The sequence below is a fragment of the Streptomyces viridiviolaceus genome (genome assembly GCF_014650995.1).
GTDB lineage: Bacteria > Actinomycetota > Actinomycetes > Streptomycetales > Streptomycetaceae > Streptomyces > Streptomyces viridiviolaceus.
The window spans coordinates 208,679-234,141 of record NZ_BMWA01000005.1 but is presented as its reverse complement, the minus strand read 5'-3'; the positions used below and the strand labels follow the sequence as shown (position 1 = coordinate 234,141).

21 protein-coding genes and 2 pseudogenes are annotated in these 25,463 nt (G+C 72.6%); 5 read left to right on the top strand and 18 right to left on the bottom strand.

Features of this window, described 5'->3' with window-relative positions:
• Nucleotides 1-29: 29 nt before the first annotated feature.
• From IE260_RS08875 to IE260_RS41545, 3 genes are all read right to left on the bottom strand, one after another.
• Complete coding sequence (locus tag IE260_RS08875; RefSeq protein WP_189869934.1) at nt 30-1,520, bottom strand: streptophobe family protein; 1,491 nt, start codon at nt 1,518-1,520, stop codon at nt 30-32.
• Nucleotides 1,521-1,549: 29 nt separating this feature from the next.
• Nucleotides 1,550-3,754 (bottom strand): MMPL family transporter, encoded by a 2,205-nt coding sequence (locus IE260_RS08870; protein WP_189869933.1) that lies wholly within the window; start codon nt 3,752-3,754, stop codon nt 1,550-1,552.
• 184 nt (nt 3,755-3,938) lie between these two features.
• A complete protein-coding gene (locus tag IE260_RS41545) occupies nt 3,939-4,097 on the bottom strand; it encodes a hypothetical protein (RefSeq protein ID WP_229880561.1) in 159 nt (52 codons plus the stop codon).
• Here IE260_RS41545 and IE260_RS41540 point away from each other — a divergent pair.
• A pseudogene (locus IE260_RS41540) lies at nt 4,096-4,401 on the top strand (hypothetical protein); the annotation flags it as partial. The gene IE260_RS41545 and the pseudogene IE260_RS41540 sit on opposite strands and share 2 nt — an antisense overlap.
• An 86-nt stretch (nt 4,402-4,487) precedes the next feature.
• Here IE260_RS41540 and IE260_RS08855 read toward each other — a convergent pair.
• The 4 genes from IE260_RS08855 to IE260_RS08840 form a co-directional block, all read right to left on the bottom strand.
• Nucleotides 4,488-5,276, bottom strand: coding sequence for an OBAP family protein (locus tag IE260_RS08855; protein ID WP_189869932.1), 789 nt, complete (start codon nt 5,274-5,276; stop codon nt 4,488-4,490).
• A gap of 331 nt (nt 5,277-5,607) precedes the next feature.
• Nucleotides 5,608-7,119, bottom strand: a complete 1,512-nt coding sequence (locus IE260_RS08850) for an APC family permease (protein ID WP_229880560.1) — start codon at nt 7,117-7,119, stop codon at nt 5,608-5,610.
• Nucleotides 7,120-7,248: 129 nt separating this feature from the next.
• Nucleotides 7,249-8,616: an aminotransferase family protein gene (locus tag IE260_RS08845; protein ID WP_189869931.1), complete on the bottom strand. Its 1,368-nt coding sequence runs from the start codon at nt 8,614-8,616 to the stop codon at nt 7,249-7,251.
• A 70-nt stretch (nt 8,617-8,686) separates the two neighbouring features.
• Nucleotides 8,687-10,159 carry an aldehyde dehydrogenase gene (locus IE260_RS08840; protein WP_189869930.1) on the bottom strand — a complete coding sequence of 491 codons (1,473 nt, stop codon included), beginning with the start codon at nt 10,157-10,159 and terminating at the stop codon, nt 8,687-8,689.
• A 240-nt stretch (nt 10,160-10,399) separates the two neighbouring features.
• Here IE260_RS08840 and IE260_RS08835 point away from each other — a divergent pair, with 240 nt between their 5' ends.
• A complete protein-coding gene (locus IE260_RS08835) occupies nt 10,400-11,017 on the top strand; it encodes a TetR/AcrR family transcriptional regulator (RefSeq protein WP_189869929.1) in 618 nt (205 codons plus the stop codon).
• Between the two features lie 215 nt (nt 11,018-11,232).
• Here IE260_RS08835 and IE260_RS08830 read toward each other — a convergent pair whose 3' ends face one another.
• The 8 genes from IE260_RS08830 to IE260_RS08795 all read right to left on the bottom strand — a co-directional run bounded on the left by IE260_RS08830 (nt 11,233) and on the right by IE260_RS08795 (nt 19,431).
• Nucleotides 11,233-12,159 (bottom strand): LysR family transcriptional regulator, encoded by a 927-nt coding sequence (locus IE260_RS08830; protein WP_189869928.1) that lies wholly within the window; start codon nt 12,157-12,159, stop codon nt 11,233-11,235.
• A gap of 54 nt (nt 12,160-12,213) precedes the next feature.
• Nucleotides 12,214-13,569, bottom strand: a complete 1,356-nt coding sequence (locus tag IE260_RS08825) for an MFS transporter (RefSeq protein ID WP_189869927.1) — start codon at nt 13,567-13,569, stop codon at nt 12,214-12,216.
• Nucleotides 13,570-13,635: 66 nt separating this feature from the next.
• Nucleotides 13,636-15,078 carry an aspartate ammonia-lyase gene (locus IE260_RS08820; RefSeq protein ID WP_189869926.1) on the bottom strand — a complete coding sequence of 481 codons (1,443 nt, stop codon included), beginning with the start codon at nt 15,076-15,078 and terminating at the stop codon, nt 13,636-13,638.
• A gap of 293 nt (nt 15,079-15,371) precedes the next feature.
• Nucleotides 15,372-16,523, bottom strand: a complete 1,152-nt coding sequence (locus IE260_RS08815) for a M20 family metallopeptidase (RefSeq protein WP_229880558.1) — start codon at nt 16,521-16,523, stop codon at nt 15,372-15,374.
• The gene (locus IE260_RS08810) at nt 16,520-17,194 is read right to left on the bottom strand and encodes a DUF1028 domain-containing protein (protein WP_189869925.1); all 675 of its coding nucleotides are present in this window, start codon (nt 17,192-17,194) and stop codon (nt 16,520-16,522) included. The genes IE260_RS08815 and IE260_RS08810 overlap by 4 nt, the downstream gene beginning before the upstream one ends.
• Nucleotides 17,191-17,661 (bottom strand): RidA family protein, encoded by a 471-nt coding sequence (locus IE260_RS08805; protein WP_189869924.1) that lies wholly within the window; start codon nt 17,659-17,661, stop codon nt 17,191-17,193. Before IE260_RS08805 ends, IE260_RS08810 begins: the two co-directional genes overlap by 4 nt.
• A gap of 12 nt (nt 17,662-17,673) precedes the next feature.
• Nucleotides 17,674-18,960, bottom strand: coding sequence for a flavin-containing monooxygenase (locus IE260_RS08800; RefSeq protein ID WP_189869923.1), 1,287 nt, complete (start codon nt 18,958-18,960; stop codon nt 17,674-17,676).
• Nucleotides 18,961-19,131: 171 nt separating this feature from the next.
• Entirely contained in the window at nt 19,132-19,431 is a 300-nt protein-coding gene (locus IE260_RS08795) for a hypothetical protein (RefSeq protein ID WP_189869922.1), read from the bottom strand.
• A gap of 111 nt (nt 19,432-19,542) precedes the next feature.
• On the opposite strand from IE260_RS08795, the gene hutG reads away from it, so the two are divergent.
• Nucleotides 19,543-20,532: a formimidoylglutamase gene (hutG, locus tag IE260_RS08790; protein WP_229880556.1), complete on the top strand. Its 990-nt coding sequence runs from the start codon at nt 19,543-19,545 to the stop codon at nt 20,530-20,532.
• A gap of 116 nt (nt 20,533-20,648) precedes the next feature.
• Here the strand turns inward: hutG and IE260_RS08785 are convergent, their stop codons facing one another.
• The 3 genes and pseudogenes from IE260_RS08785 to hutH all read right to left on the bottom strand — a co-directional run bounded on the left by IE260_RS08785 (nt 20,649) and on the right by hutH (nt 23,177).
• Nucleotides 20,649-21,221: a HutD/Ves family protein gene (locus IE260_RS08785; protein WP_189869920.1), complete on the bottom strand. Its 573-nt coding sequence runs from the start codon at nt 21,219-21,221 to the stop codon at nt 20,649-20,651.
• A gap of 87 nt (nt 21,222-21,308) precedes the next feature.
• Nucleotides 21,309-21,500 (bottom strand): annotated as a pseudogene (locus IE260_RS41535) (imidazolonepropionase); the annotation flags it as partial.
• Between the two features lie 141 nt (nt 21,501-21,641).
• Nucleotides 21,642-23,177 (bottom strand): histidine ammonia-lyase, encoded by a 1,536-nt coding sequence (gene hutH / locus IE260_RS08780; RefSeq protein WP_189869919.1) that lies wholly within the window; start codon nt 23,175-23,177, stop codon nt 21,642-21,644.
• Nucleotides 23,178-23,306: 129 nt separating this feature from the next.
• On the opposite strand from hutH, the gene IE260_RS08775 reads away from it, so the two are divergent.
• On the top strand, nt 23,307-24,080 hold the full coding sequence (locus tag IE260_RS08775) for an IclR family transcriptional regulator (RefSeq protein WP_189869918.1): 774 nt from the start codon (nt 23,307-23,309) through the stop codon (nt 24,078-24,080).
• A gap of 327 nt (nt 24,081-24,407) precedes the next feature.
• Nucleotides 24,408-25,358, top strand: a complete 951-nt coding sequence (locus tag IE260_RS08770) for an NUDIX hydrolase (RefSeq protein ID WP_189869917.1) — start codon at nt 24,408-24,410, stop codon at nt 25,356-25,358.
• Nucleotides 25,359-25,463 lie beyond the last annotated feature (105 nt).

Genomic DNA, 25,463 nt, shown 5'->3' with positions numbered 1-25,463 from the left:
CTTTTCACAGGCAGTGCTCAAACCTCTTCTCAGGAGATCACACGGCCCTCGGGAGACCGGGCCCGACGTGAGGACACGGCGCCGCGGCGCGGTGCCGGGCTCCCTGTCGGGTGTTCGCGACGCCGGGCCCGTCGGCCCCGCAGGCGGCTTCCGCCGTACGCGGCGAGGGCTGCCACGACGAACGCGGTGAGCGCGGACAGCCGAGGGCTCGTGTCGAGGCCTGCGCTGAGGCCGCCCATCTCACTGCCCATGAGGCTGACGCCGATCCGCAGCGAGCCGCGCGCGAGGAAAGGAAGCAGGAACGTCGCGACGGCGACCGCGACGCCCATGCGCAGGGCGGTGTCCGTGTAGCGGTCCAGGAGCGCGTCGGCGTCCTCCCGCGGCGTGCGGGCCGGGGTACGGGCGGCGGCGACGTACCCGGCGAACAGCAGAAGGAGCAGAGCGAGCAGCAGTCCGATCACCCACAGCGGTACGCCGGCGCCCGCCCAGTGCCCGAGGTTCACGGACTGGTCCCCGCCCGCCGTGTCGTCCTGCCCGACCGCGCCGAGCATGCCGGCCATCCCGCCGCCTTCGGGCTGCAGCCGCTGCACCCCCGCTTCCCAGGAGGTGCCCATCCCGGCGGTGAGCAGTACGGCGATGAGATTGGGTCCGGCGAGCAGCAGTACACCCGCAGCCTGGGCCGCCTGCTCCCGGCCGGTCGGAGCCGCGGCCCCGGCGAGGACGGCGACAGCCAGGGCGGCACAGCACAACACGGCCGCGGTCCCCGTGAGGGTGGACATGGCGGCGTTCCACTTCAACCGCGGCCCGCCCAGGGCGAGGGAGCGCGGCAGCATCGTCCGGCGGGCGGCGAGGCAGCCGACCGCGAGTACGGCGGCCACGCCTGCGAGGCCGAGGAAGGCGGTGGCGACGGCATCGGTCCGGAAGCTCACGGAGGACAACGCCGAGGTGAGGCCACCGCCACCCCCGCCGCCGCCGAACCCGCCGGTCCGACCCGACCCGGCACGTTCGCCGATCCGGTCCTTCACGCTCTCCGGCAGCCGGGCCGTCCCCCGCGCCACGACGGCGCACACCGGGAGGGCCACCGCAGCGGTCACCAGTGCGCCGCCGCACCGCGCCCACAGCATCGCCGGGGTGGGCCGCGCCCTCCGGCGCAGCGGCCGGAAGAACGCGATCGCCAGGACGGCCGTACCCAGGAAGGACAGCGTCAGGGGCGTCAGCGCGACCTCACCGGCCAGCGAGAGGCTCAGGCCGCCGCCCCTGCCGAGCAGCCCGCCGAGCCCCCCTCCGTCGGCGGACCCGTTGGACTCGGTGGCGGACTCCAGGGTGACGCCGCCGCCGACAGCCAGGCTGACCAGCGTCGGCACCAGTCGGGAGAGCGGTGCGACGGTGCCGGCGTCGAGGAGGGTCAGGGCCGCCCAGGCGGTGACGGCCATGGTGACGAGAGCGGCTACAGCGGCGAGGGCGCCTTCGAGGGCGTGGCGCCACGCGGGAGGGGAAGGGTGGGGCAGCGGTGCGGACATGGGCAGGCTCCTCTGAGCGGGGGACGGGTTCAGTTGCCGGGGACGTGGCTCGCAGCCTCACCGACGGGGTCGGCACCGCTCGCCTCGGCCATGACGCCGCGCGGGCCGCGCTCCAGCCGCTCTCCCTCCACGTCGAGGTCGGGCACGAACCGGTCCAGCCACCTGGGCAGGCTCCAGGCGCTCCGGCCGAGCAGGGCCAGCACCGCCGGGACGAGCGTCATCCGGACGACGAACGCGTCGAAGAGGACTGCGGCGGCGAGCCCGAAGCCGATCGTCTTGAGGATCTGCTCGTCGGAGCCCAGGAACGCGGCGAACACCGAGATCATGATCACCGCGGCGGCGGTCACCACCCGCGCGCTGTGCTCGAATCCGCTGACCACGGAGTCCTTCGGCGACCGCCCGTGGACGTACGCCTCGCGCATCCTGGTCACCAGGAACACCTCGTAGTCCATGGCGAGGCCGAAGACGACACCGACCATGAAGATCGGCATGATCGACACGATCGGACCCGGCTCCGTGACCCCGAGGACGGAGCCCAGCCATCCCCACTGGAAGACCGCGACCACCGCGCCCAGACCGGCCAGCACCGACAGCAGGAAGCCGAGCGCCGCCTTGAGCGGGACGCGCAGCGAGCGGAAGACGGCGATCAGCAGCACGAACGCCAGACCGACCACGAGGGCCAGGTACGGGATCAGCGCGTCGGACAGCTTCTGCGAGACGTCCGCGTTCATCGCGGTCGTACCGGTGACGAGCACCTGTGCGTCGGTGTGCTCGGCGAGCGCCGGTTCGCGCAGGGCGTGCACCAGGTCGGCGGTCTCCGTGCTGCTCGGGGAGGCGGCCGGTACGACGCTCAGTACGGCGGTGTCGCCGAACGTGCTCAGGCGGGGCTGCCCGACGGCGGCGACGTCCCGGCGTCCGTCGATCTGCCGGGTGACGCGCCGCGCGGCCTGCTCGGCGCTGCCATCGCCGTCGGCCTGGACGACCACGGTGAGCGGGCCGTTGTAGCCCGGGCCGAAGCCCTCGGCGATCATGTCGTAGGCCCGGCGCTGGGTCGTGGAGAGGGGCTGGCTGTCGTCGCCGGGCAGGCCCAACTCCAGCGAGGTGACGGGAATCGCGACCACGCCGAGAAGTGCGGCGCCGGCGAGGAGGACGGCGACCGGGCGGCGGACGACGAACCGGGCCCAGCGCACGCCCATGGCCTGCCGCCGTGGGCTCTTGCGCCGCGGTCGGGCCGGGCCGATCCGGCGGCCGCAGAGACCGAGCAGGGCCGGGATGAGGGTGACGGCGATCAGCACCGCGATGACAACCGTGCCGGCCGCGGCGAGGCCCATCTGCGTCAGCAGCGGGATCCCCACCACGGCGAGTCCCGCGAGGGCGATGACCACGGTGAGCCCGGCGAACACGACCGCCGATCCGGCGGTGCCCACCGCGTGCGCGGCGGCGTCCTCGCGGCTGCGGCCGTGTGCGAGTTCGGCGCGGTAGCGGGAGACCACGAACAGGGCGTAGTCGATGCCGACCGCCAGCCCGATCATCACGGCGAGGCTGGTCGTCGTGGAGCCGAGGCTCAATGGTTCGGCCAGCACCCGGATGGTCAGCGCACCGATGCCGACGCCGAGCACGGCGGTCAGCAGTGGCAGACCTGCCGCGAGCAGCGAGCCGAAGGTGATGACGAGGACCACGGCGGCCACCGCCAGGCCAACGGCCTCCGAGGAGTGACCGGCGGTCTTGGAGTCGACGGCGTTGCCACCCATCTCGACGGCCAGTTCCGGCGAGGCGGCCTGCTCGACGGTCTCCCGGAGCGCGGTGCGCGAGTCCTCCGCCAGCTCCGAGGCGGAGACATCGTAGGAGACCTGCGCGTAGGCGGTGGTGCCGTCCTGGCTCACGGACCGGGTGGCGAATGGGTCCGTGACCCGGGCGACCTGCGGATCCTCACCGAGGGCGCGGACCGTCTCCCCGATCGCCCCGCGCGTCTCGGGGTCGGTGACCGTGCCGTCCTCGGCACGGAACACCACTCGGGCGGTCGCTCCGTCGGCGTTCAGCTCCGGGAAGTTCTTCTCCAGCAGGTCGTACGCCTGCTGCGCCTCGGTGCCGGGCATGGAGAAGTCGTTGGGAGGCGCGGCGGGGGCCCGGCCGGCCAACACCCCCGTTCCCACGAGCAGTACCACCCACAGCAGTGCGACCAGCCGGCGCCTCCGGAAGGAGAACCGGCCCAGCCGGGAGAGGAATGTCGCCACGGAGAGGGCTCCAAGTCAGGTCGAGGCTCACGGAACATCTGGAGCCCCGACGCTGTCAGCCCTCTCTGACCGGACCCGGAGAGATCCTGGGAGCTTTCTGGGAGTTCCGGCCGCCATCGGCAGGAGCCGACGGACTTGTCGGGGGCGTCGCGCCCCGATTCACAGAGAGTTCCCGGACTCGCGGTCAGCCCAGGCCCGCCAGGTGCGTCCCGATCCGCAGGAACGCCTGGACGGGCGGGGCGACCGGCACGGCGGGCGGGACGACCTGGGAGCCGAAGTGGACGACGACGAGGTCGAGACCGGGTGAGACGAAGAGCCGCCGGCCGTGGATACCGCTGGCCATGTGGGAGTCGTACGGGTCGTTCAGGATCCACCACAGGTCGTGGTACGACAGCGTGGCGGACGAGGCCGGGGGTGCGGCGGGGAAGCGTACGCGGCTCGGAGCCGTCGGGGACGCCGCCGGTGACGGACTTGACCACCTCCTCCGGTACGATCCCGGCGTCCTGCACGTGCAGGACTGGAGTGCCGAGCGGTGGACGTCCCCGTCCACCGTCCAGCGCCTCGCCGAACACTCCCTCTTCGGCCACCCCCTCTACCGGCGGCCGGCGCTGGACGGCCGACTGCACTGCGCGTCGACCGGGACGGCGACCGACCACTCCGGGCACATCGCAGGCGCCCTCGCGGCAGGAGAGCGAGCAGCACGGGCCCGTACTGGCGGTGCCCGGCGCGGCGGCTATCGCTTGAAGTCCATCTCCTCAAGGCGTGTCTGCACGGTCCTGCCGCTCTCCCACGCATTGGCGCCCGGCGCCACCTCCGGGACCGGAATGTCCGCCCGGTTCTGGCGCTTGTGCGACGTCGAGAGACCGAGCTTCCGGTCCCGGGCCTGGATCATTTCCTCCGCGGCCTGACCGTCCTCCGTGAAACCCATCATCAGCTGCGGAATGCCGTAAGGGAAGTCGTCGCGATCGTACTGCCACGTATGGAACGTCTTCCCATAGGTCGTCACGAGGTCTTCGAAGTAGGCGTGTTCAGCCATGTCAGGAATGCCCGGGGCAGTGAGACTGCCGGACGAGACCTCGTAGTGGTGGCTGTGCCACAGCCGCTTCTCGTCGTCGGGCAGGCTGCGGAAACGCTGCTCGCTGATGATGTACTCGATGCCGATCAAGCGCGCGTCAGGCGCGTTGCGGTCGAAGATCACGCATTGGTGCAGGTCGTGCCGGAGATGAATGCAGAAATGGGTGGCCTCCACCTGCCGGCCCATGTCGTCGGCGTACATGTGGAAGCCGTTGAGGTAGGTGCTCATCGCGTCGAGCGGGTACTTCGGCTGCATGGCACCGGCCGCGAGGTCCAGCGCGCGGTGCTTGAGGGGGTGGCCCTTGCCGATCTTGCTGATCGTGGCCGCCTTGCGGCCGAACCGGAGCCCGGCCGCAGCCGTCACGCCTGCTGCGACACCGATGCCGATGGTCGCGGCCGGCCTCCGGCCCGAGCCGCGCGAACGGTACCTGCCGTGTGTGAGTGCCATGGGCGGCGAGTGCCCAGCGTCCGGTGGCCGTAACCGCCGGGGCGTTTCCGCCGCTGGAGCGCCCCGGGGGCCGCCTTCCGGCCCTGCTGCGGCCGACTGTCGTTTCCGATGACAGGCGACCGTTCGGACGGGGTTCAACCATGCGTGGACCGGCCGGGCCGGCCGCACCTCACACCGGGTGGCGCGGTGGTCGGCGCCCCCCATAAGCGCTGCCTGTGCAGGGATTGAGCGAGCTTGCCCACCGGAGCAGGGCGTGCATGCCTGGCTTGTCCGGTGCCCCGTGCCTGCCGCCGCGCACATCGACAGTCAGGAAGTCACGTGGAGACACGCCCTACATCCGACCCCGGGAACCGGCCTCGTCGGCCGTGCCCGGTACGGCGTCCTCGCGGCGGGCCACCACCACGCCGATGACACCGACGATCAGCAGCACCGCGACGGTGCCGAGTGTGAACGCCTCGAACGCGGCCCGCGACACACCCCAGTTGTCGAGGAAGTCGTAGTCGATGCCGACGAGTTGTTCCAGGACTCCGGGAAAGAGCGCCGACCACGATCCGATCAGGATCCAGGCGTAGACCAGAGCCGCGCACCCCATGAAGCCACGGTGCCCGAACGGGACGCGATAGGGCCGCGGCACGTCCGGCCGGCGGACCCGCAGTACGACCAGCGCGGGAACGACGACCAGGTAGGACAGCAACAGGGTGGTGACCGCGACGGTGAGCACGACGGCGAACACATCGGCCGCGTCACCGTCCGCCAGCTGCATGGCGGCCAGCATGAACACCGTGGCCACGGCTCCGGAGAGCAGGTTCGTGCGCACCGGCGTCCCGAGCCGCGGGTGGAACGCACCGAGCGCGCGCCTGAAGAAGCCCCCGTCGGCCGCGGCCATGGCCTGCATGCGGTCGCTGACGATCATCCACGCGCTGCCCTGCGTGAGCAGGGCGAGGACGAACATGACGGCGGTGGCCTTCAGCACGGGGGCGGCCGCCCCGCCGTAGACGCCGAAGACGAGGCGGGCGCCCTCCATGAAGCCGCCGACCCCGGTGAGGTGCTCCTTGGGCACCACGGCCAGGAGGGCGAGGACGGGCAGCAGGTAGCAGCAGGCCGCGATGGTCGCGGATCGCCCGAGTGCGGCGGGCACGTCCCGCTGGGGGTCGTGCATCTCCTCACCGGCGGCGTTGGGGGCCTCGAAGCCGACGTAGGCGAACAGCAGGATCGGCACGAGGGCGAGGAAGCCGGCGGTCGTCGGCGCGAAGCCGGCGTCGTCGAGGCCCTGGAAGCCGTGCTGCACCCCGTAGAGCACGGCCGTGAGGGTGAACAGGCCTAGGGTGAACACCTTCATCGCCGCGCCGGCCGTGGTGATCCATTTGCCGCGGCGCAGGGAGACGACGGCCGTGAGGATGGCGACCCAGACGAACAGCAGCTTGAAGGTGTAGTCGGCGACCGTGCCCGAGCCCAGGTGGAAGACGAATCCGTCCCAGGTCTCCGCGGCGAGGAAGACCAGCGAGCCGCCCAGCCAGATCGGGTTGGTCACCCAGTACATCAGTGTCGTGAGTGCGGCCGCGGAACGGCCGAAGGCGAGCTTCACCCAGACGTACGGGCCGCCTTCCTGAGGGAACGCGGCGCCGGTCTCGGCGAACAACAGGGCGTAGGGGACGAGGAAGAAGAGGGCGATGACCGCCGTCCAGGTGGCGGCCTCGCCCCCGCCGGTGGCGATCTGCCCGAGGGTGTCGAAGGAGATGACCGCGGCGACGGCCATGGCGGTGATGTCGAAGCGCTTGAGGCTGCGCTGCAGGGGCGTGGCTGCCGCTCGGGGTGCGCGGCGCGACGTGAGATCGGAGGACACGGGCAGTTCCTAGGGGAGGGGGATGACTGCGAGGTGGCGCGTGCGGTGCGCCGGCGACGGTGTGGGGTTCCGTGTCGTGTGCTGCTGGGTGGGGAGGCCCGGTGACGTGCCGGGCCTCCCCCGCAGGTGTCAGGCGGCGCGTATCTCACCGGAGGGTTCGGTGCGCTCCAGGACGCTGCGCAGGGCGGAGGCCGCTTCCTTGGCCTCGGCCTCGGTCATGACGAGCGGCGGGGACAGCACCAGGCTGTGCGCGGAGTCGCGCACGATCACACCGGTCTCGCGGCGGATGACGTCGTGCGGCATCCGGTCGGGGTCGAGGGGCAGGGGTGCGCGGGTGGCGCGGTCCTGCACGAGTTCGACGGCGAGCATCATGCCGACCGAGCGGATCTCGCCGACGATCGGCAACTCGCCCAGTTGGGCCTGGAGTTCGCCGTGGAGGAAGGCGCCGAGGCTCGTCGCGCGGGCGAGGAGCCCCTCCTTCTCGATGATGTCCAGGTTGGCGGTGGCCACCGCGGTGGCGACGGGGTGGCCGTTGTAGGTGTAGCCCATGGGGAAGCCGTGGTCGCGCAGCAGGACCTCGGCGACATGGTCCCCGACCAGGAGCGCGCCCAGCGGGACGTAGCCGGAGGTGATGCCCTTGGCGGTGACGATGATGTCCGGGGTGACGCCGAAGTACTGTGCGGCGAACCACTCACCGACGCGGCCGTAGGCGGTGACCACCTCGTCGAAGATCAGCAGGATGCCGTGCCGGTCGAGGACCTCACGCACCCGGGGCCAGTAGTCGGCCGGCGGGACGAGCATGCCGCCGACCCCCATGATGGGTTCGCCGATCATCGCCGCGATGTTGCGCGCGCCGATCTCCGCGATGCGCTCCTCCAGTTCGCGGATGAGGAAGTCGGTGACCTGCTCGGGGCTCAGCGGCCGGTCGCCGTAGAGCTCGCTGCGGTACGGCCACGGGGGCGTGAGGTGGGAGACGTGCGGCATCATCGGGGCGAAGCCCTCGTGGTAGAGGGGGAAGCCGGTGGCCGAGCCGCCGCCGTAGCCGATGCCGTGGTAGGCCTTGCTGCGCGCCAGGATCCAGGTCCGGCTGCTCTCGCCGCGCCGGTGGTGGTGGTAGCGGGCCATCTTGATGGCCGCCTCGTTGCCCTCGGAGCCGCCCGAGGTGAAGTAGACGTGGTTGAGGGGGTCGGGGGCGATGGAGGCCAGGCGCGCGGCGAGTTCGATGGCTCGTTCGTTGGAGAACTCCCAGAAGCTGGTGAAGTACTCCAGCTTCTTCATCTGCTCGTGGGCGACGTCGGCCAGTTCGGTGCGGCCGTGGCCGACCTGGGCGAGCCAGAGGCCGCCGGTGGCGTCGAGGTAGCCGCGGCCCTCGGTGTCGGTGAGGCGGCAGCCGGAGCCGGAGGTCATGACGACGCGCTCGGTGGCGCTGCCCGGCAGGTAGGGGTGGATGATGTGCGCTCGGTCCAGCCGGGTGAGGTCTGCGGCGTCGAGGGTCATGAGCGGTGCGTCCTTTGTTCGGTACCGGTGGCGGATGCCGTGCCGGAGAGGGTGTCGGTCGCCGGCACGGTCAGCCGTGGGCGATCCAGGTCGTCTTCAGGCCGGTGTACTTGTCGAAGGAGTGCAGGGAGAGGTCGCGGCCGTGGCCCGACTGCTTGAATCCGCCGAAGGGGGTGAACGGGCTGAGCGCGTCGACGGTGTTGACGGACACGGTGCCCGCCCGCAGGGCGTCGGCGACGCGGTGGGCCCTGCCCAGGTCCCGGGTCCACACCGAGGCGGCCAGTCCGTAGGCGCTGTCGTTGGCGAGGCGGACGGCCTCGGCCTCGTCGTGGAAGGGCAGCACTGTCAGCACCGGACCGAACAGTTCCTCCCGGACGAGGGGGGCATCGGGTCCGAGGCCCGTGACGACGGTGGGGTCGAGGTAGGCGCCGTCGCGGTCGGGCCGCGTACCGCCGCACACGAGCGTGCCGCCCGATGACCGCAGGGCTGCGAGGATGCGGTCCACCTGGGACTCGTCGACGAGCGGTCCCAGACGGGTCGCGGGGTCGAGCGGGTCGCCCGGCAGCCAGGCCCGGGCGTGTTCGGCGACCCTGGCCGTGAACTCGTCCGCGACGGAGGCCTCGATGAGCAGGCGGGTGTTGGCGGAGCACACCTGCCCGGAGTTGTAGACGAAGCCCCAGGCCGCCCGTTCCGCGGCGGCGTCGAGGTCGGCGTCGGCGAAGACCAGGTTGGGGCTCTTGCCGCCGGCCTCGGGCCACACCTGCTTCATGTTCGACTCGGCCGAGTAGGCGAGGAACCGCCGGGCCACGGCGGTGGAGCCGGTGAAGACCAGGCTGTCCACGTCCATGTGGAGGCCGAGAGCCCGCCCGGTCGTCGCGCCGGGTCCGGGGACGACGTTCAGTACGCCGTCGGGAAGGCCGGCCCGCAAGGCGAGTTCGGCCAGCAGCAGCGCCGACAGCGGGGACTGCTCGGCCGGCTTCAGTACGACGCTGTTGCCCGCGGCCAGGGCGGGTGCCAGCTTCCAGCTCGCGATGTCGAGGGGGAAGTTCCAGGGCACTACCGCGCCCACGACGCCCAGCGGGGCGCGGCGCACGAGGGCGAGGTTGCCGGGCGGGGCCGGTGCGACCTCGTCGTAGAGCTTGTCGACGGCCTCCGCGTACCAGGCGAAGACGCCGGCCGCACCGGGCACGTCGGTGCCGTGGGCCTCCGTGATGGGCTTGCCCATGTCGAGGGTGTCGCAGAGGGCGAGTTCCTCGCCGTTCTCCTCGATGAGGCGGGCGAGGGCGAGCAGGACCCGCTTGCGCTCGGTGGGTGCGGTACGCGACCAGCGGCCGTCCTCGAAGGCGGTGCGGGCCGCGGTCACGGCCCGGTCGACGTCGGCGGCCGAGCCGGCCGCCACGTGCGCGGTGGTCTTGCCGGTCGCGGGGTTCACGGTCGGGATCCACCGGTCGTCGGCGGGGTCGGTCCACGCTCCGTCGATGAACAGGCGCGTGCGTGGCGTGAGGTCGGCGGCGCGCTGCCGCCAGTGGGCGTACGTCTGCATGCTGTGGCCTTCGATTGCGTCGTGGGACGTGGGAGCCGGTGCCCGTTCGGATCGGGTGGCCTGGGCCGTCTCAGGAGGTGCCGCCCCGGAACGGCGGGTGCGGCAGGGCGAGGAGCTCGGCAGCGAGTGCCTGCGCCGGTTTCTTTGAGCCGAGATTCAAACAATAGGCGGACCGGCCGTCAATGCTCCGAGCGGAATCTTCTTGCGAAAACTGATGCGGACAGCAGAGAATCGACCACCATGGGGAAAGCGGGTAGACCACGCAACCAGACGGCACGCAGGCAGGCGCTCGTCTCCGCCGCGGGACGGGCCATCGCGGAGCGCGGGCTGGAGGGCCTGCGCATCAAGGACATCGCGGACGCGGCGGGCGTCTCCCAGGGCTCGGTCCTGTACTACTACCCCGAGCTCGACGGCCTCGTCCTCGAGGTGCACCGGGGCGCGGTGGAGAGCTACCTGGCATCCCGGCAGCGCGCCTACGAGGAGGCCCCTGCCGAAGACCCGGCGGCACGGCTGCGTGCCCTGCTGCACAGCGGCCTGCCGAGCATGACGGACGATCCCGTCCACGGCCTGCTGTACGAACTGCACCGGCGAGCCGGCCGCAGCCCGGGCCACGCCGAGCTGATGACCTCCCTGTTCGCCCGGGAGGTCGCGATCTACACGACCGCCCTGGAGGTCGGCGCGGCGACCGGTGTCTTCTCCCTCGCCGCGTCCGCGCACGATCTGGCGCACGGGCTGGTGGCCCTGGAGGACGGCTACGGGCTGCACATCGTCAGCCACAACGCGGCTCTGCGCCCCGACCGAGCCCGTGAGCTGATCCTGGCGCATGCGCGGGCGGTGACGGGCTGTGCCGGTCTCTAGCGCTCACCGGGCGGCGCTTCGGGCCCCCAGGGGTGTCCGCGAAGTCGCCTGGTCCGCCCGGAGGGCGGGCCCCGCGGCGTCCGGTGCGCTCTCCGGGGGTCACTGGAGGGACCGCCCGTGTGCGGGCACCACCGGCGCTCGGGGAGCCGGGCGTGCCGGGTGTCGCGGGCAGCCGCGATTTCGCGGACGCCCCAGGCCGGTGAGCGGCTGCCGGCTCAGACCTCGGTGGACCGGGCGGCGATCTCCCGCAGCAGCTCCATCACCGCCCGGGCGCGGGCCGTCTGGGTCATGCCCTCCAACGAGGCGATCTTGACTTCGAGCGGGGGGCCGCCGTCCCGGAGCTGGAGCTCCGCGAGCTCGCCGCCGCTGTAGGTCTGACTGGTCGCCGGCCGCTGGTTGAGCACGGAGTAGCCGAGTCCCCGGGCCACCAGGGAGCGCACGGTCTCGTAGCTCTGCGTGCGGTAGCGGACATCGGGCGCGGTGCCGGTGGCGGCCACCAGCGAGCGGAAGTAGTCGCGGCTGTGCGGAAGGTCCAGCAGGACGAGCGGTTCCGCGGACAGTTCGACCAGGTCCACACTGCCGTGCCCGGCCAGCGGGTGATCGGCCGAGACGATGACATAGGCCGGGGCGCGGGCGATCGTCTCGCTGCGCAGGTCCGGCCCGGCCGACAGACCGAGGCCGTAGGTGAGAGCGAAGTCGATGCGTCCCGCCGCCAGGGCTTGGACGAGCTGGTCCGTCTCCGCCTCCACCACGTCGATCTCGATGCCCGGATAGCGCCTGGTGCACTCGCTGAACAGGGGCGGCAGGTAGTAGGGGGCCAGGGTGACGAAACAGCCGACGGCCACCGGCCCGGAGACGGTGCCACCGTCTCCCCGGGCCTCCCGTTCCACCTCGCGGGCACGGGCCAGCAGGTCCCGCGCCTGCTGCCGGAGCCTCTCCCCCGCCGGGGTGAGGGTCAGCCCCCGGCCCCGCCGGCGGACGAACAGCTGCACCTGGAGGTCCCGCTCCAGGTTGTAGACGGCCGCGGACACGGCGGACTGCGCGATGTGCAGCTCCGCCGAGGCCTCCGTCATCGAACCGCGTTCGGCGGCGACGAGGAAATAGCGGAGCTGAACGAGCGTGAAACCCACTGGTGACGTCATACGCGACCCCTGCGCCTGGTGATCCGTTCCGGTGCCGACCTTATGCGGCGCCTTCTAGCGGGCCTCGACGGCCGCCGCTTCGGACACGTCCCCGGGGTGCAGCAGGGCGGAACCGGCGGTCTCCCGCAGGGACAGGGCGGCGACGAGACCGCCGACGGCGAACACCATCAGGTACGGGCCGGGCACCAGGGTGCTGCCGGTCGCGGAGATGAGCACGGTCATCAGGTACGGCACGGTGCCGGCGAACAGGGCGGCGGTGACGTTGTAGGCGATGGACAGACCGCTCTGACGCGTGCGGGTGGGGAAGGCCTCCGCCGACCACACCGCGTACGTGCCGAGGATCGCCGCAAGGATCACGCCGAGCAGCAGACCGGCGATCCAGGTCCCGGCGAGCCCGGTCCGCATCAGCAGGAAGGCCGGGGTGGAGACGACGAGCAGCGCGGCCGTCGCCCCGACGAACACCGGCTTGCGTCCCACCCGGTCGGACAGCAGCCCGAACAGCGGCACGAGCACCAGTCCCAGCAGCGAGATCACCGTGGACAGCAGGGCGGCGCTGCCGGCCGAGTGCCCCAGGTGGTCGGTCTCGTAGGTGACGAGGTAGGTCAGCACCGCGTAGAAGGGCACGTGCATGGCCGCCATCAGGCCCGCCGCCTGGAGCAGTTGCCGCTTGTGGGAGCGCAGCAGCTCCCGCGCCGGGCTGCGCGGGACGGAGTCGCCGGCCACCAGCGTCCGGTACTCCGGGGTGTCCTCGATCTTGTTGCGGATGATGAAGCCGATGACGCCCAGCGGCGCGGAGACGAGGAAGGGGACGCGCCAGCCCCAGGAGGCCAGCTGATCGTCGTCGAGCCCGGTGGACAGCAGCAGGAAGACGAACGAGCCGGCGAGGAAGCCCAGCAGGGAGCCGACCTCCAGCCAGCTCACGCCGAATCCGCGACGGCGCCGGGGCGCCATCTCGGCGAGGAAGCTCGCCGCGCTGCCGAACTCGCCGCCCGCCGCGAAGCCCTGGATCAGGCGCAGGACGACGAGGAGCACCGGAGCGGCGATTCCGATCGACGCGTAGCCGGGCAGCAGCCCGATCGCCAGGGTCGCGCCGGACATCATGAAGATGACCAGCGACAGGGTGCGCTTGCGGCCGATCCGGTCGCCGAGCGGCCCGAACACCAGGGCGCCGATCGGCCGGATGCCGAACGAAACGGCGAACACACCGAACACGGCGAGCAGTCCGGTCGTGCTGTTCTCGGCCGGGAAGAACACGGTGGCGACGGTACCGGCGAGATAGGCGTAGGCCGCCCAGTCGAACCAGTGCACGAACACGCCGACGGCTCCCGCGGCGACGCTCCTGCGCAGTGCGACCGTGTCGGTGGCCACCGCGGCTTCGGTCGTCGTGGCGTCGCTGTTGAAGGTGCGCATACGCGCCTCCTTGGGTGGATGGGTGGAGAAGGCCGGAGGTGTGCGGGTGCCGCCGGCGCCGCGCCCTCAGAGCACGGGCAGGCCGGTGAGGGATGCGGGGCTGGTGAGCGCGCGGAGTTCCGCCTCGGTCAGCAGCTCGCGTTCGCGTACGAGGTCGAGCGCGGGCCTGCCGGTGTGGTGCGCCTCCAGCGCGATGGCGCAGGCGGTCTCGTAACCGAGTGCGGGGCCGAGCGCGGTGACCAGTCCGGTGGAGGCGGCGACGGTCCGCGCGAGCCGGGTCCGGTTGGCGGTGATGCCCCGCACGCAGTGCTCGGTGAGGACTCCGATCCCCGCGGTGAGGTGGTCGAGGCCCGCGCTCAGACTGCGGTGGATGACCGGCTCGAAGGCGTTCAGCTGGAGCTGGCCGCCCTCGGCGGCCAGGGTGACGGTCACGTCGTTGCCGATGACCTCGAACGCGATCTGGTTGACCGCCTCGGGGATCACCGGATTCACCTTGCCCGGCATGATGGACGATCCGGCCTGCCGCGCGGGGAGAACGATGTCGCCGAATCCGGCCTGCGGTCCCGAGGACAGCAGACGCAGGTCGTTGCAGATCTTGGACAGTTTCACGGCGACGCGCTTGAGCACACCGGACAGCTGGACGAAGACGCCGACGTCCTGGGTGGCCTCGACGAGGTCGGGCGAGGACTGGAGCGTCCCGATCCCCGTCAGCCGGCGCAGATGGTCCATCACGCGCTCCCGGTAGCCCGGTCGGGCGTTGAGTCCGGTGCCGATCGCCGTGCCGCCGAGGTTGAGTTCGTGCAGCAGCGGTCTGACCTCGGCGAGCCGCTGTTCGTCCTCGGCGAGGGTGACGGCGAACGCCCCGAACTCCTGGCCCAGCGTCATGGGTACGGCGTCCTGCAGCTGGGTGCGGCCCATCTTCAGCACGTCGGCGAACTCGGCGGACTTGGTCTCGAAGGCCTCGCGCAGGCCGGCCAGGGCGACGAGCAGTTCGGCGATGTGGGCGTCCAGCGCCAGTTTCACCGCGGTCGGATAGACGTCGTTGGTGCTCTGTCCGAGGTTGACGTGGTCGAGGGGGTGCAGGACCGCGTACTCCCCGCGGGAGCGTCCGAGCAGTTCCAGGGCGCGGTTGGCGATCACCTCGTTGGCGTTCATGTTGGTCGACGTGCCCGCGCCGCCCTGGATGAGGTCGACCACGAACTGGTCCCGCAGCGCGCCGCCGCGGATCTCGGCGCAGGCGTCCGCGATCGCCGAGGCGCGAGAGGCGTCCAGCGCGCCGATGTCGGCGTTGGCGCGGGCCGCGGCGTGCTTCACCGCCGCCAGGGCGCCGATCAGGTGCGGCCGGGCGGCGAGGGTCTCCCCGGTGAGGGGGAAGTTGGCCACCGCCCGGACGGTGTGGGCACCGTAGTAGGCGTCCGCCGGCACCTCGACGTCGCCGAGCATGTCGTGCTCCGTCCGGTGCCTGTCGTCCGCGGGGGCGATGCGCCGGGGTCCTGTGGTAGGGGTCATCGGTGTCCTCCGGGTCGTCGGGGATCGAGGGGCCGCTGAACGACGCGCCGAGACGGGTTCCGGCGGCGGCCGGAGCACCGCGCGGACACGCCCCGGACGCCGTGGGCCACGCGGCGTGCCCGTCCTTCCCCCGGCCTCGGTGCGGATCCGGACGGAGGACACGCCTGCGGCGCCCAGGACGACGGTGGGAAGGCCGGGCACGCCCGCGCAGTACGCACCGGGACGGTGCGCGGGGGTTCGCGACGCGGGAAGGCAGTCCGGGGTGAGCGGACCGGGCGGGTGGCGGACGGAGGTCATCGCGCCGCCCCTCCCCCGGCCGAGGCGCCGCGGTCCACGCCGGTCCAGGCCAGGGCGATCGCCCCGTCGAGCAGGGCCCGCTGCGCCGTCCCGCCCACGCAGTACGCGGCGAACTCGTGCTGGTGGTTGGTGGCGGGCAGGGATCCGATGCCGATGTAGGGGTGGATGGCCGGCACCACCTGCGAGACGTTGCCCATGTCGGTGGAGGCGCGGTTCATCCGCGCGGCCTGACCGGGCGGCGCGAACTCCCGGCCCAGGGCGAGGGCGTTCGCGCGGTAGTGCCCGAGGGCGGTCTCGTCCGTGCGGAACTCCGCGTACGGCTTGCTCTCCGGCTCGATCTCGAGTTCGCAGCCGGTCGCGAGGGCACCGGCCTCGAAGGCCCGCATCACCCGTGGCTCCAGCTCGGCCAGTTCGGCCAGCGTCTCCGCCCGCACGTACCACCGGCCGGTCGACCGCTCCGGGATGGCGTTCGGGGCGTCCCCGGCGTGCGTCACCACACCGTGCACCCTGGCCGAGGCCGGCAGCTGCTGGCGCAGCAGGCCGATCGCGACCTGGGCCACGGTGAAGGCGTCGGCCGCGTTGACCCCGGCCTCCGGGTAGGCCGCGGCATGCGCGGACTTCCCGGTGTAGGAGATCCGGGAGTGGCTGACGGCGAACGGGCGGGCCTCGGCGACGTCGACCGGCGCCGGGTGCACCATCATCGCGAGGTCCACTCCGCCGAAGGCGCCCCGGTCGAGCATCTCGATCTTGCCGCCGCCGCCTTCCTCCGCGGGGGTGCCGTAGACCTCCACCGTGAGGCCGGCGTCGTCGGCGACGGCGGCCAGTGCGAGCGCGGCCCCCACCGAACTCGCCGCGATGAGATTGTGCCCGCACGCGTGGCCGAGGCCCGGCAGCGCGTCGTACTCGGCGCACAGCGCGATCCGGACGGGCCCGCTCCCCGACCGGGCGAGGAACGCCGTCTCCAGGCCCAGGTAGGACGACGTGACGTCGAATCCGGCGCGGTCCAGCAGTTCCGGTACGGCGGCGGCGGCCCGGTGCTCCTCCCAGGCGGTCTCCGGGTCGGCGTGCAGCCGCTCGGACAGGCGGATCAGCTCCTCGGCACGACGGTCGACCGCCTGCCGGGCCGCCTCTTTCAGCGCGCCCGTCACAGGTCGCCCGGGACGCCGTACGAAGGAGCGGAGGCCGGGTCGAGTCCGCGGCGCACGTAGTCGTCCCGCTGCGGCAGCCAGACGTCCAGGAGTTCACCGAGCCGGTCGACGGGATCGTCGGCCCAGTCCACCCGCAGGTCGGTCACCCGCCAGTCCACGTCCGCGACGACCGCCAGGCCCGCGGAGTACACCGGCCCCTCCTCGCCGCCGGCCGCGACGGCTGCCTTCAGAGCGGTGACCAGACGCTCCTCGAGCTCTCCGGTGGCCGCCGTGTAGGCGTCGAGGAGTACGCGGGGGATGTGCTCGCCGGACAGCATGTTGCCGGCCGCCACCGCGCCGTCCGCGGTGGCGGAGGCGTGCGTGCCGAGCGTCCGCGAGCCGCTGAAGGCGAACCCGGCACCGGAGCGGCCCAGCACGGTCAACTGCCGGTACTCGATGGTCTTCTCGTTCCGCGCCGCGCCGGTGACGTCGGCCAGGGCGCGTTCCGCGTCGCCGTGCTCCGCCAGCCGCTCCAGCAGGCTCGTGCCGAGCGTGGGGTCGGTGACGTTCTGCGAAGCCGCCGCGCCGACCCCGGGCCGCAGATGGGCGACCCGGGCGGCGACCGCCGGACTCGACGAGCCGGCCACGATGCCGAACCGCTCGCCGTCGCGTACCACCAGGGACATGGTCATGCCCGGTCCTCCTCGGGGATCACGGCGACCGCGTCGATCTCGCACAGCCACTCCGGGCGCGCGAGGGCGGAGACCACCAGGCCGGTGGAGATGGGGTGCACCCCCTTGGTCCAGCGGCCCACGGTGCGGTACACCGCCTCGCGGTAGCGCGGGTCGATCAGGTAGATGGTCAGCTTGACCAGGTGCTCCATCCGGCTGCCCGCTTCTTCGAGCAGCATCTTGATGTTGGCCATGGCCTGCTCGGCCTGCGCCTCGGCGTCACCGATGCCCACGGACTCGCTGGTGTCGAGGTCCTGGCCGATCTGCCCCCGGACGTACACCGTGTCGCCGGCGACGACGGCCTGGCAGAGGTCGTTGTCGAGGTTCTGCTCGGGATAGGTGTCGCGCGTGTTGAACGGACGGATCCGGGTGTGCCCGCCGGCGACGATCGGGGCCTTCACCCGGCGGCCCTCGCTCGTGGAGGTCATGTCGTCTGCTCCTCAGTTCTTCGCGGTCGCCGGCGCGGTGCCGGGCCGGTCGGTGGTGCCGTACGCGAGATAGCCGCGCTGGATCGCTATGTGGTCGGCGACGTACCTGGCGTCGTGCCACACCCCCCAGATGAAGCTCGACCCGCGGCGGGACAGCCAGGGCAGGCCGAGGAAGTAGACGCCGGGCTCGCGGGACACTCCCCGTCGGTGGTCCGGCCGGCCGTTCTCGTCGAACGCGTCGACCTCGAGCCAGCTGTAGTCCGCGGCGAAGCCCGTGGCCCAGACGATCGAGGTGACGCCGGCCTCGGCCAGGTCGAGTTCCAGGAGGGGACTGGTCACGCAGTCCGGGTCCGGCCCGAGGACGTGGGCCTCCGGCTCCTCGGGGAAGTCGAGCCCGTTGCGCTCGACGTACTCGTCGGCCGCCCGGAGGAACGCGAGGTACTTGGCGTCGCCGAGCGCGATGTTCGTCGCGAGATCCGGCGCGAAGCGCAGTACGCCGTCGTCGTGGGCCGAGGTCATGCCGACGAGTTCGATGCCGGTGCCGGCCAGGGCGCGGAAGTCCACGGTGTGACCGCCGCGGGCGCCGCTGACCGCGATGGTGACGTGTTCGGCACCCCGGGGCGGCGTCTCCGCGTCCCAGATCCCGAGCACACCGAGCCACCAGCAGAAGTCACGCCCGCGGTACTCGCGGGGCGGGCGGTCGTGCGGACCGACCGACAGGAAGACCCGGCGGCCGGACCGGCGCAGCTCGTCGGCGATCTGGACCCCCGAGGAGCCGGCCCCCACCACGAGGACCGCGCCCTCGGGCAGCTGCTCCGGGTTGCGGTACCCACTGGAGTGGATCTGCACGGGGACGGCGCCGTCCGGGACGACGGGCGGGATCACGGGCCGCTGGAAGGGTCCGGTCGCGGCCACGACGAAGCGCGCGTCGACGGATCCCTCCGACGTCTCGACCCGGAAGCCGGGCCGACCGGCGTGCCGGCGCACCGAGGTCACCTCGACACCGCACCGGACCGGGGCGCCGATCTTCTCGGCGTACGTGACGAAGTAGTCCGCGACCTGCTCCTTCGAGGCGAAGGCATCGGGGTCGACGCCGGAGAACTCCAGCCCGGGGAACCGGTCGTGCCACGCGGGCCCGTTCGCGACCAGGGAGTCCCAGCGCTCCGAACGCCAGCGCTCGGCGATGCGGTGCCGCTCCAGGACGAGGTGCGGTACGCCGTGGGCTCCCAGGTGCTCGCTCACCGCCACGCCCGCCTGGCCCGCCCCGACGACGACCACTTCAGTCTGTTCACTCGGCATGTCAGCCTCCACTCAGGCGGTAGTCCATCCCGGTGTCGCGTTGACTGTGCTACCGCACGAGACATCCTCGGGCGCGGCCGAAAACCTGTCCAACAGATGTTTCCGCTGCAAGCAATCTGTTTTTCAGATTCATCGCGGCGCCCTGTGCCACGCCACGGTGGCCGGCGGATGTCATCGCGGTGCGTGAGCCGGCCCCTCCAGACCCGCCAGGTCACCGTCCGGCGTGTTGCCCATGGCCGTCGTCCCACCGGCCAGGACCGGTTGCGGGCCGGGACGCCGCCGCCGGACCCACAGGACGTGGACGACCGCGAGGAGCGCCAGCCACACGACGCCGACGACCAGGGCGATCCGCGTGCTCTCCTGGAAGCCGAGCAACTCCATCACCGCGGCCATGAAGACGACGGCGGCGATCTGGCCGTAGGGCCAGAAGGGGACGGGGAACCTCAGGGCCGCCGTCTCCTGCGCGGACATCGCCCGTCGGGCCTTGACCCGGCACGTCGACGCCGGGTACGAACACGCCGCCTCGGTGGCCGAGGAGCGCGGCGTGCGCATCCCGATGACGGAGACCGAAGGCGGCGCAGCGTGAGCGCCGTGGGCACGGACAGGGAAACCCCGCTCCTCCACGCGGACGTCCCGGCCGCACGGTGGACCGGGCGGGACGACGGCCCCGGCGCCGGCAACCTGCGCTGGCACCACGCCGTCCACCTCGATCCGACGGAGGCGGCCCCGGGGGACGTCGCCTTCGTCGGCTTCCGCAGCGACGAGGGCGTACGGCGCAACAAGGGCCGGCAGGGCGCCGCGAACGGCCCGCAGGCCCTGCGCCGCGCCCTCGCGTCCATGGCGCTGCCGCGACCGCTGCGGGCGCTCGATGCCGGCGACATCGAGGTCTCGGGGGACGGGGAGGGCGCCCTGGAATCGGGGCAGCAACGCCTGGGACGCGCGGTCGCCGCGCTCGTCGACCGCGGCCACCAGGTCATGGTGCTGGGCGGCGGCCACGAGGTCGCGTACGGCAGCTACTGCGGGCTGGAACAGACGCGGGCGCTGCGCGAGGGCGGCCGTCTCGGGGTGCTCAACCTCGACGCGCACTTCGACCTGCGCGATGACGTCCGGCCCAGCTCCGGCACGCCCTTCCTGCAGATGGCGCAGAGCGAGGAGCGGCACGGCCGGGAGTTCGACTACTGGGTGCTGGGCATCAGCCAGCCGAGCAACACGGAGCGGCTGTTCCGCACCGCGGACAGGCTCGGCGTCCGCTATCTGCCGGACACCGAATGCGGCCTGCTCGGCCTGGCGCGCACCGAGAGGTTCGTCGACGAGTTCCTCGCGAGCTGCGACGTCGTGCACCTGAGCATCGACCTCGACGTGCTCCCCGCCGCCGTCGCGCCGGGTGTCAGCGCCCCCGCCGCCCACGGCGTGCCCATGGACGTCATCGAGCGCGTCTGCACCCGGGTGGCGGCGAGCGGCAGGCTCGCGGTCTGCGACATCGCCGAGCTGAACCCCGAGTTCGACGTGGACCAGCGCACGGCACGCACGGGTGCCCGCCTGATCCACCGCATGGTGACCGCCCGGCCGTGACACCCCCGCGGGCTGCACCCGGCCCGCCCATCGGCAGGTCGCCGGGCCGTGAGAAGCGACGAGAGCCGCGGCCCGGCGGCCGCGGCTTCTCACCTCAGGGACGGGGACCGGCCCGGTCAGCGGCCGGTCCGGCCGACGAGGACGACGACCGCGAGGACCCCGTCGACGCCGACGGCGTCGGAGTCCCCTTCGGAGAGCAGGACGGCGTCCAGACGGCCGAGACGGACGGACGCCCCGTGGAGCAGGGCCGACCCCTCCAGGACGATCGCGAGGACGCGGGTCCCGGCGTCGGGACGCACCGAGGTGTGCGAGCGCACGATGTGGACCCGTGCCGTCGTCTCGGCGCGCCGGACCATCACGTTGAAGTCGACGACGGGCCCGCCGAGCAGCCGGCACTCCGTGGCTGCGTCACCGGGGAAGGCGAAGGGCTCGTACGGGGTGTCCACCACGTGTGAGGTCCCGTCGACGGTCAGGGCCATGCCCGGTCCGTCGACGACGGTGATGATCCTGTCGACGCCGTCGAACGTGGAGAACCGTCCGCTGCGTGCGACGTCGGCGACGCTGACCCGCCACGCGAAGTCGTCGGTCCCCGCGCCCTCCGGGTGGGCGGCGACCTCCGAGGTCACGCCTCCGCCGTTCTTCCACGGAGCGGGCGTCCTCGTCTGCGCGCGGAGAATCTTTGGTGCCATGGGGTTTCCTTCCGGATCGAACAGCGAAAGGCCCCGCCCTGCGGCGCGGCCGCCTGCCGTGCCGCGGGCGTACCGGCGGTCGGCAGGTCACGCACCGGGAGGAACCCCTTCGCACGGACGGCCCGCCCGCCGGACCGCCGACACCGGCGGAACTCCCGGCCGGTAGGCCGGATGCACGGGCGAGGGGGCGTCCAGGACGACGAGGCCGGCGCGCGCCCCCGCCGAGAAGTGGCCGACGTCCGTGCGGCGCAGGGCACGCGCGCCCCCGGCCGTGGGTGAGCGTGGACTCCCCCGTGACGGCGCGGGGTGCGCAGGCTGTCCCTCCTCGACGGGGAGGACCCCGTCACGAACGCGCCGGACCTGGCTGCGGCACCTGCCGGGCCCTCGGGCACCGGCAGGTGTGCGGGTCGAACGGCTCGGTCAGACCAGCGGGCCGGTGACCGACTCCGCGGCGGCCAGGGCGCCGCCGGAGGTGACGTACTGGACGGTCGCCTCGATCTCGGGGGCCAGCCAGCGGTCGGTGCCGGGGCCGTCGACCGTCTCGCGCAGGCCGTCGCGGACGGCGGCGGTGGCCGGCGCCGGGGTCAGCGGGGCCCGCAGGTCGAGCGCGCGGGCGGCGGTGTAGATCTCCACCGCGAGGACACGGCCGAGTCCGTCGATGGCGCGGCGCAGCTTACGGGCGGCGGACCAGCCCATGGAGACGTGGTCCTCCTGCATGGCGCTGGAGGGGATCGAGTCGGTGGAGGCCGGTACGGCGAGCCGCTTGAGCTCGGAGACGATCGCGGCCTGCGTGTACTGCGCGATCATGTGGCCGGAGTCGACGCCGGGGTCGTCGGCCAGGAAGGCGTTGAGGCCCCGGTTGCGGGCGGTGTCGAGGAACCGGTCCGTGCGGCGCTCGGAGATCGAGGCGAGGTCGGCGACCGAGATGGCCAGGAAGTCGAGGACGGCGGCGACCGGGGCACCGTGGAAGTTGCCGTTGCTCTCCACCCGGCCGTCGAGGGTGACGACGGGGTTGTCGATCGCGGCGGCCAGCTCGCGGGAGGCCACCAGTTCGGCGTGGGCGAGGGTGTCGCGGGCCGTCCCGTGGACCTGCGGCGAGCAGCGCAGCGAGTACGCGTCCTGCACACGGGTGCATTCCGGTCCCTTGTGACTGGCGACGATCGCCGAGTCGGCGAGCAGGGAGCGCAGGTTGCCGGCGCTGTCCCCCTGGCCCGGATGCGGGCGCAGCGCCTGCAGGTCGGCGGCGAACACGGCGTCGGTGCCGAGCTGGCCCTCGACGCTCATCGCGGCGGCGATGTCGGCCGTGCGCAGCAGGCGGCGCAGGTCGTGGGCGGCGAGGACGAGCATGCCGAGCATGCCGTCGGTGCCGTTGATGAGGGCGAGGCCCTCCTTCTCCTCCAGAACGACCGGGGTGATGCCCGCGTCGGCGAGCGCCTCGGCGGCGGGCTTGCGCACGCCGTCGGCGGTGCGCACCTCGCCCTCGCCCATGACGGCGAGGGCGCAGTGCGCGAGGGGGGCGAGGTCGCCGGAGCAGCCGAGCGAGCCGTACTCGTGGACGACCGGGGTGATGCCGGCGTTCAGCAGTGCGGCGTAGGCCTCCGCGGTCTGCGTCCGTACGCCCGTACGGCCCGTGGCGAGGGTGGACAGGCGCAGCAGCATCAGCGCGCGGACCACCTCACGCTCGACCTCGGGACCCGAACCCGCGGCGTGCGAACGCACCAGGCTGCGCTGGAGCTGGGCACGCAGCTCGGTGGGGATGTGACGGGTGGCCAGGGCGCCGAAACCGGTGGAGACGCCGTAGTGGGGCTTGGCGTCGTCGGCGAGGGCCTGGATGACCTCGCGACTGCGGGCGATCTCCTTGAGCGCCTCCGGGGCGAGGGCCACCGGGGTACCGAGACGGGCAACGGACACGACTTCGTCAGCGGAGAGCGCACCGACACCAACAACAACGGTCATGTCCCTATGAAGCCGCAGTTCGACGGGGGTCTGCGAGAGGGGTCGAACCGGTAGTGTCTGGGATCCCAGACACTACCGTCTGGGATCCCAGACATTCGGTCTGCGCAGCCACTGGTCTACTCTCGCCCCATGAGCATCGTCCCGGCCGCCGCCCAGGTGCTGGCTGTGCTGCGCTACCTGGCGCGGCAGGCCGCGCCCGTGCCGGCAGCCGCCATCAGCCGCGACGTGGGTCTGCCCCGCTCGACGACCTACCACCTGCTCGACACGCTCGCCGCCGACGGCTTCGTCGTCCATCTGCCGGAGGAACGGCGCTACGGCCTCGGCGTCAGCGCCTTCGAACTGGCCTCCGGATACGAGCGTCAGGCGCCGTTCCAGCGGCTGGCACGGGCGCCGCTGGCCACGCTCGTGGACCGCACCGGGCACAACGCGAACCTCGCCGTGCTGCACGGCCGCGAGGTCATCTACGTCATCGAGGAGCGCGCCCCGGGCCGGGCACCGCTCGTCAGCGAGGTGGGCGTGCGGCTGCCGGCGCACCTGACCGCCAGCGGCCGGGCGGTGCTGGCGCTGCTGCCGCCCGCGCAGGTGCGGGCGATCTTCCCGGACCGGTCGGCCTTCGTACTGCGGCACGGCGTCGGTCCGGCGTCGCTGACGGCACTGCGGGGCCTGCTGGCCCAGGTGCGACGCCGGGGGTACGCGACGGAGGAGGGCGAGGTCACCCCCGGCCTCTCCTCCGTCGCCGCGCCGGTGCTGGACCACCACGCCCACCCCATCGCCGGCGTCTCCGTCACCTTCCCCGGCGAGTCGGCCGACGAGTCGGAACGCCACCGGATCGCGGGCCACGTGGCGCAGACGGCGCGGGAGCTGACCCGCCGGGTGGGAGGCGTCACCGCGGCGCGGCGCTGACCGCGACGGAGGACAGCCGTCGGTGCGGGGACGGTGTCAGCGTTCCTTCGGAGGACGTCCGGGCTCCCGCATACGGGTGCCTCGGTGCGGTCCGGTCGCCGCTCGCGGGCCCGCGAAAGTACGCGGAGGCGCGTCGCGGACGTGCTCGGCGTTTCGGTCACGCGGCCGTGCCTGCGAGCCCCGGCCTGCCAGGGGCGGAGGCGTCGCCCACCCCCGACCGGCGAGTGGCCGTACGGAATCCGCTTCGTCCGAAACACCTGTGTTCGATATCGCCGCCCGTCTCGTTTACTTCCGTGCCGCCACCGACCGCACAGGAGGTACCCACCGGTGACCACCCACGACATGAACGCGTCCGCCTCCGGCCTGCCGGCCGAAGAGCCACGCGACACGGCGGCCCTCCTGATCAACGACGCGGGCCAGTACCTGCTGCACCTGCGCGACGCGAACAAGCCCATTCGGTGCCCCGGCACCTGGGCGCTCCCCGGCGGACACGCTGAACCCGGCGAGTCATGTGACGAGGCCATCGCCCGTGAACTGCTGGAGGAGACCGGGCTGTCCGTGCCCGGGCTGCGCCCCTTCAGCGTCGTGGAAAGGGTCGACGGCTCCGGCACGGTGACCGACCGCGTGCTCGTCTACCTCGGTACCTGGAACGGCGCAGCCCACGAGATCGACCTGCGGGAGGGCATCCAGCTGCGGTGGACGGACGCCGCGGAGACCGCCCACATGACCATGGACCCCGGCACCCTCGCCGTCATCCACGAACACCGGCTCCGCGGGCCCGCCCGCAACCGGGACGGGGTCCGGCCGGCCGTCGTGCGCCTGCGGGAACCCCGGTCGGCCACCGAGCGCAACATCATCGGCGGCCACCTCTACCTCGAACGCGACGGCACCGTCCTGCTCGGCAAACGCCACCCCGACTCCGCCTACGCCCCCTCGACCTGGCACGTGCCCGCCGGGCACTGCGAGCTCGAACCCGTCCGCCGCTGCGTCGTGCGCGAGGTGGCCGAGGAGACCGGAATCGTCGTCGCCGAGGAGGACCTCACCCTCGTCCACACCGTGCACCTGCTGGACCCCGTCAGTCCCGTCCCCCGTATGCAACTGTTCTTCCGGCCCTCCCGCTGGCGCGGTGAGCCCCGGCTGCTGGAGCCCGACCGCTGCCTGGAGTGGCGCTGGTGGCCCCTCGACGCCCTGCCCGAACCGCTCGTGCACTACACCCGGGCCGCGCTCGGCGCCATCGCCCGCGGAGAGACGTACTCACAACTGGGCTGGCCGACATGACCGTTCCTCCACTTCGGCCACCGCACCGGACGTCGGCCTCCCAGCACAGACGAGGGCCGGAGGCGACGTGGATGCCCGCCGGGTTTGACCCTCGACCTGGTGGAG

Excerpts from the sequence above, each read along its gene's own strand:
- hutH (WP_189869919.1), bottom strand. The coding sequence starts at position 23,177 with ATGACCGTTGTTGTTGGTGTCGGTGCGCTCTCCGCTGACGAAGTCGTG.
- IE260_RS08845 (WP_189869931.1), bottom strand. The coding sequence starts at position 8,616 with ATGACCCTCGACGCCGCAGACCTCACCCGGCTGGACCGAGCGCACATC.
- IE260_RS08840 (WP_189869930.1), bottom strand. The coding sequence starts at position 10,159 with ATGCAGACGTACGCCCACTGGCGGCAGCGCGCCGCCGACCTCACGCCA.
- IE260_RS08775 (WP_189869918.1), top strand. The coding sequence starts at position 23,307 with ATGAGCATCGTCCCGGCCGCCGCCCAGGTGCTGGCTGTGCTGCGCTAC.
- IE260_RS08835 (WP_189869929.1), top strand. The coding sequence starts at position 10,400 with ATGGGGAAAGCGGGTAGACCACGCAACCAGACGGCACGCAGGCAGGCG.
- IE260_RS08810 (WP_189869925.1), bottom strand. The coding sequence starts at position 17,194 with ATGACCATGTCCCTGGTGGTACGCGACGGCGAGCGGTTCGGCATCGTG.
- IE260_RS08800 (WP_189869923.1), bottom strand. The coding sequence starts at position 18,960 with ATGCCGAGTGAACAGACTGAAGTGGTCGTCGTCGGGGCGGGCCAGGCG.
- IE260_RS08830 (WP_189869928.1), bottom strand. The coding sequence starts at position 12,159 with ATGACGTCACCAGTGGGTTTCACGCTCGTTCAGCTCCGCTATTTCCTC.
- IE260_RS08825 (WP_189869927.1), bottom strand. The coding sequence starts at position 13,569 with ATGCGCACCTTCAACAGCGACGCCACGACGACCGAAGCCGCGGTGGCC.
- IE260_RS08795 (WP_189869922.1), bottom strand. The coding sequence starts at position 19,431 with ATGTCCGCGCAGGAGACGGCGGCCCTGAGGTTCCCCGTCCCCTTCTGG.
- IE260_RS08820 (WP_189869926.1), bottom strand. The coding sequence starts at position 15,078 with ATGACCCCTACCACAGGACCCCGGCGCATCGCCCCCGCGGACGACAGG.
- IE260_RS08785 (WP_189869920.1), bottom strand. The coding sequence starts at position 21,221 with ATGGCACCAAAGATTCTCCGCGCGCAGACGAGGACGCCCGCTCCGTGG.
- IE260_RS08855 (WP_189869932.1), bottom strand. The coding sequence starts at position 5,276 with ATGGCACTCACACACGGCAGGTACCGTTCGCGCGGCTCGGGCCGGAGG.
- IE260_RS41545 (WP_229880561.1), bottom strand. The coding sequence starts at position 4,097 with ATGGCCAGCGGTATCCACGGCCGGCGGCTCTTCGTCTCACCCGGTCTC.
- IE260_RS08805 (WP_189869924.1), bottom strand. The coding sequence starts at position 17,661 with ATGACCTCCACGAGCGAGGGCCGCCGGGTGAAGGCCCCGATCGTCGCC.
- IE260_RS08875 (WP_189869934.1), bottom strand. The coding sequence starts at position 1,520 with ATGTCCGCACCGCTGCCCCACCCTTCCCCTCCCGCGTGGCGCCACGCC.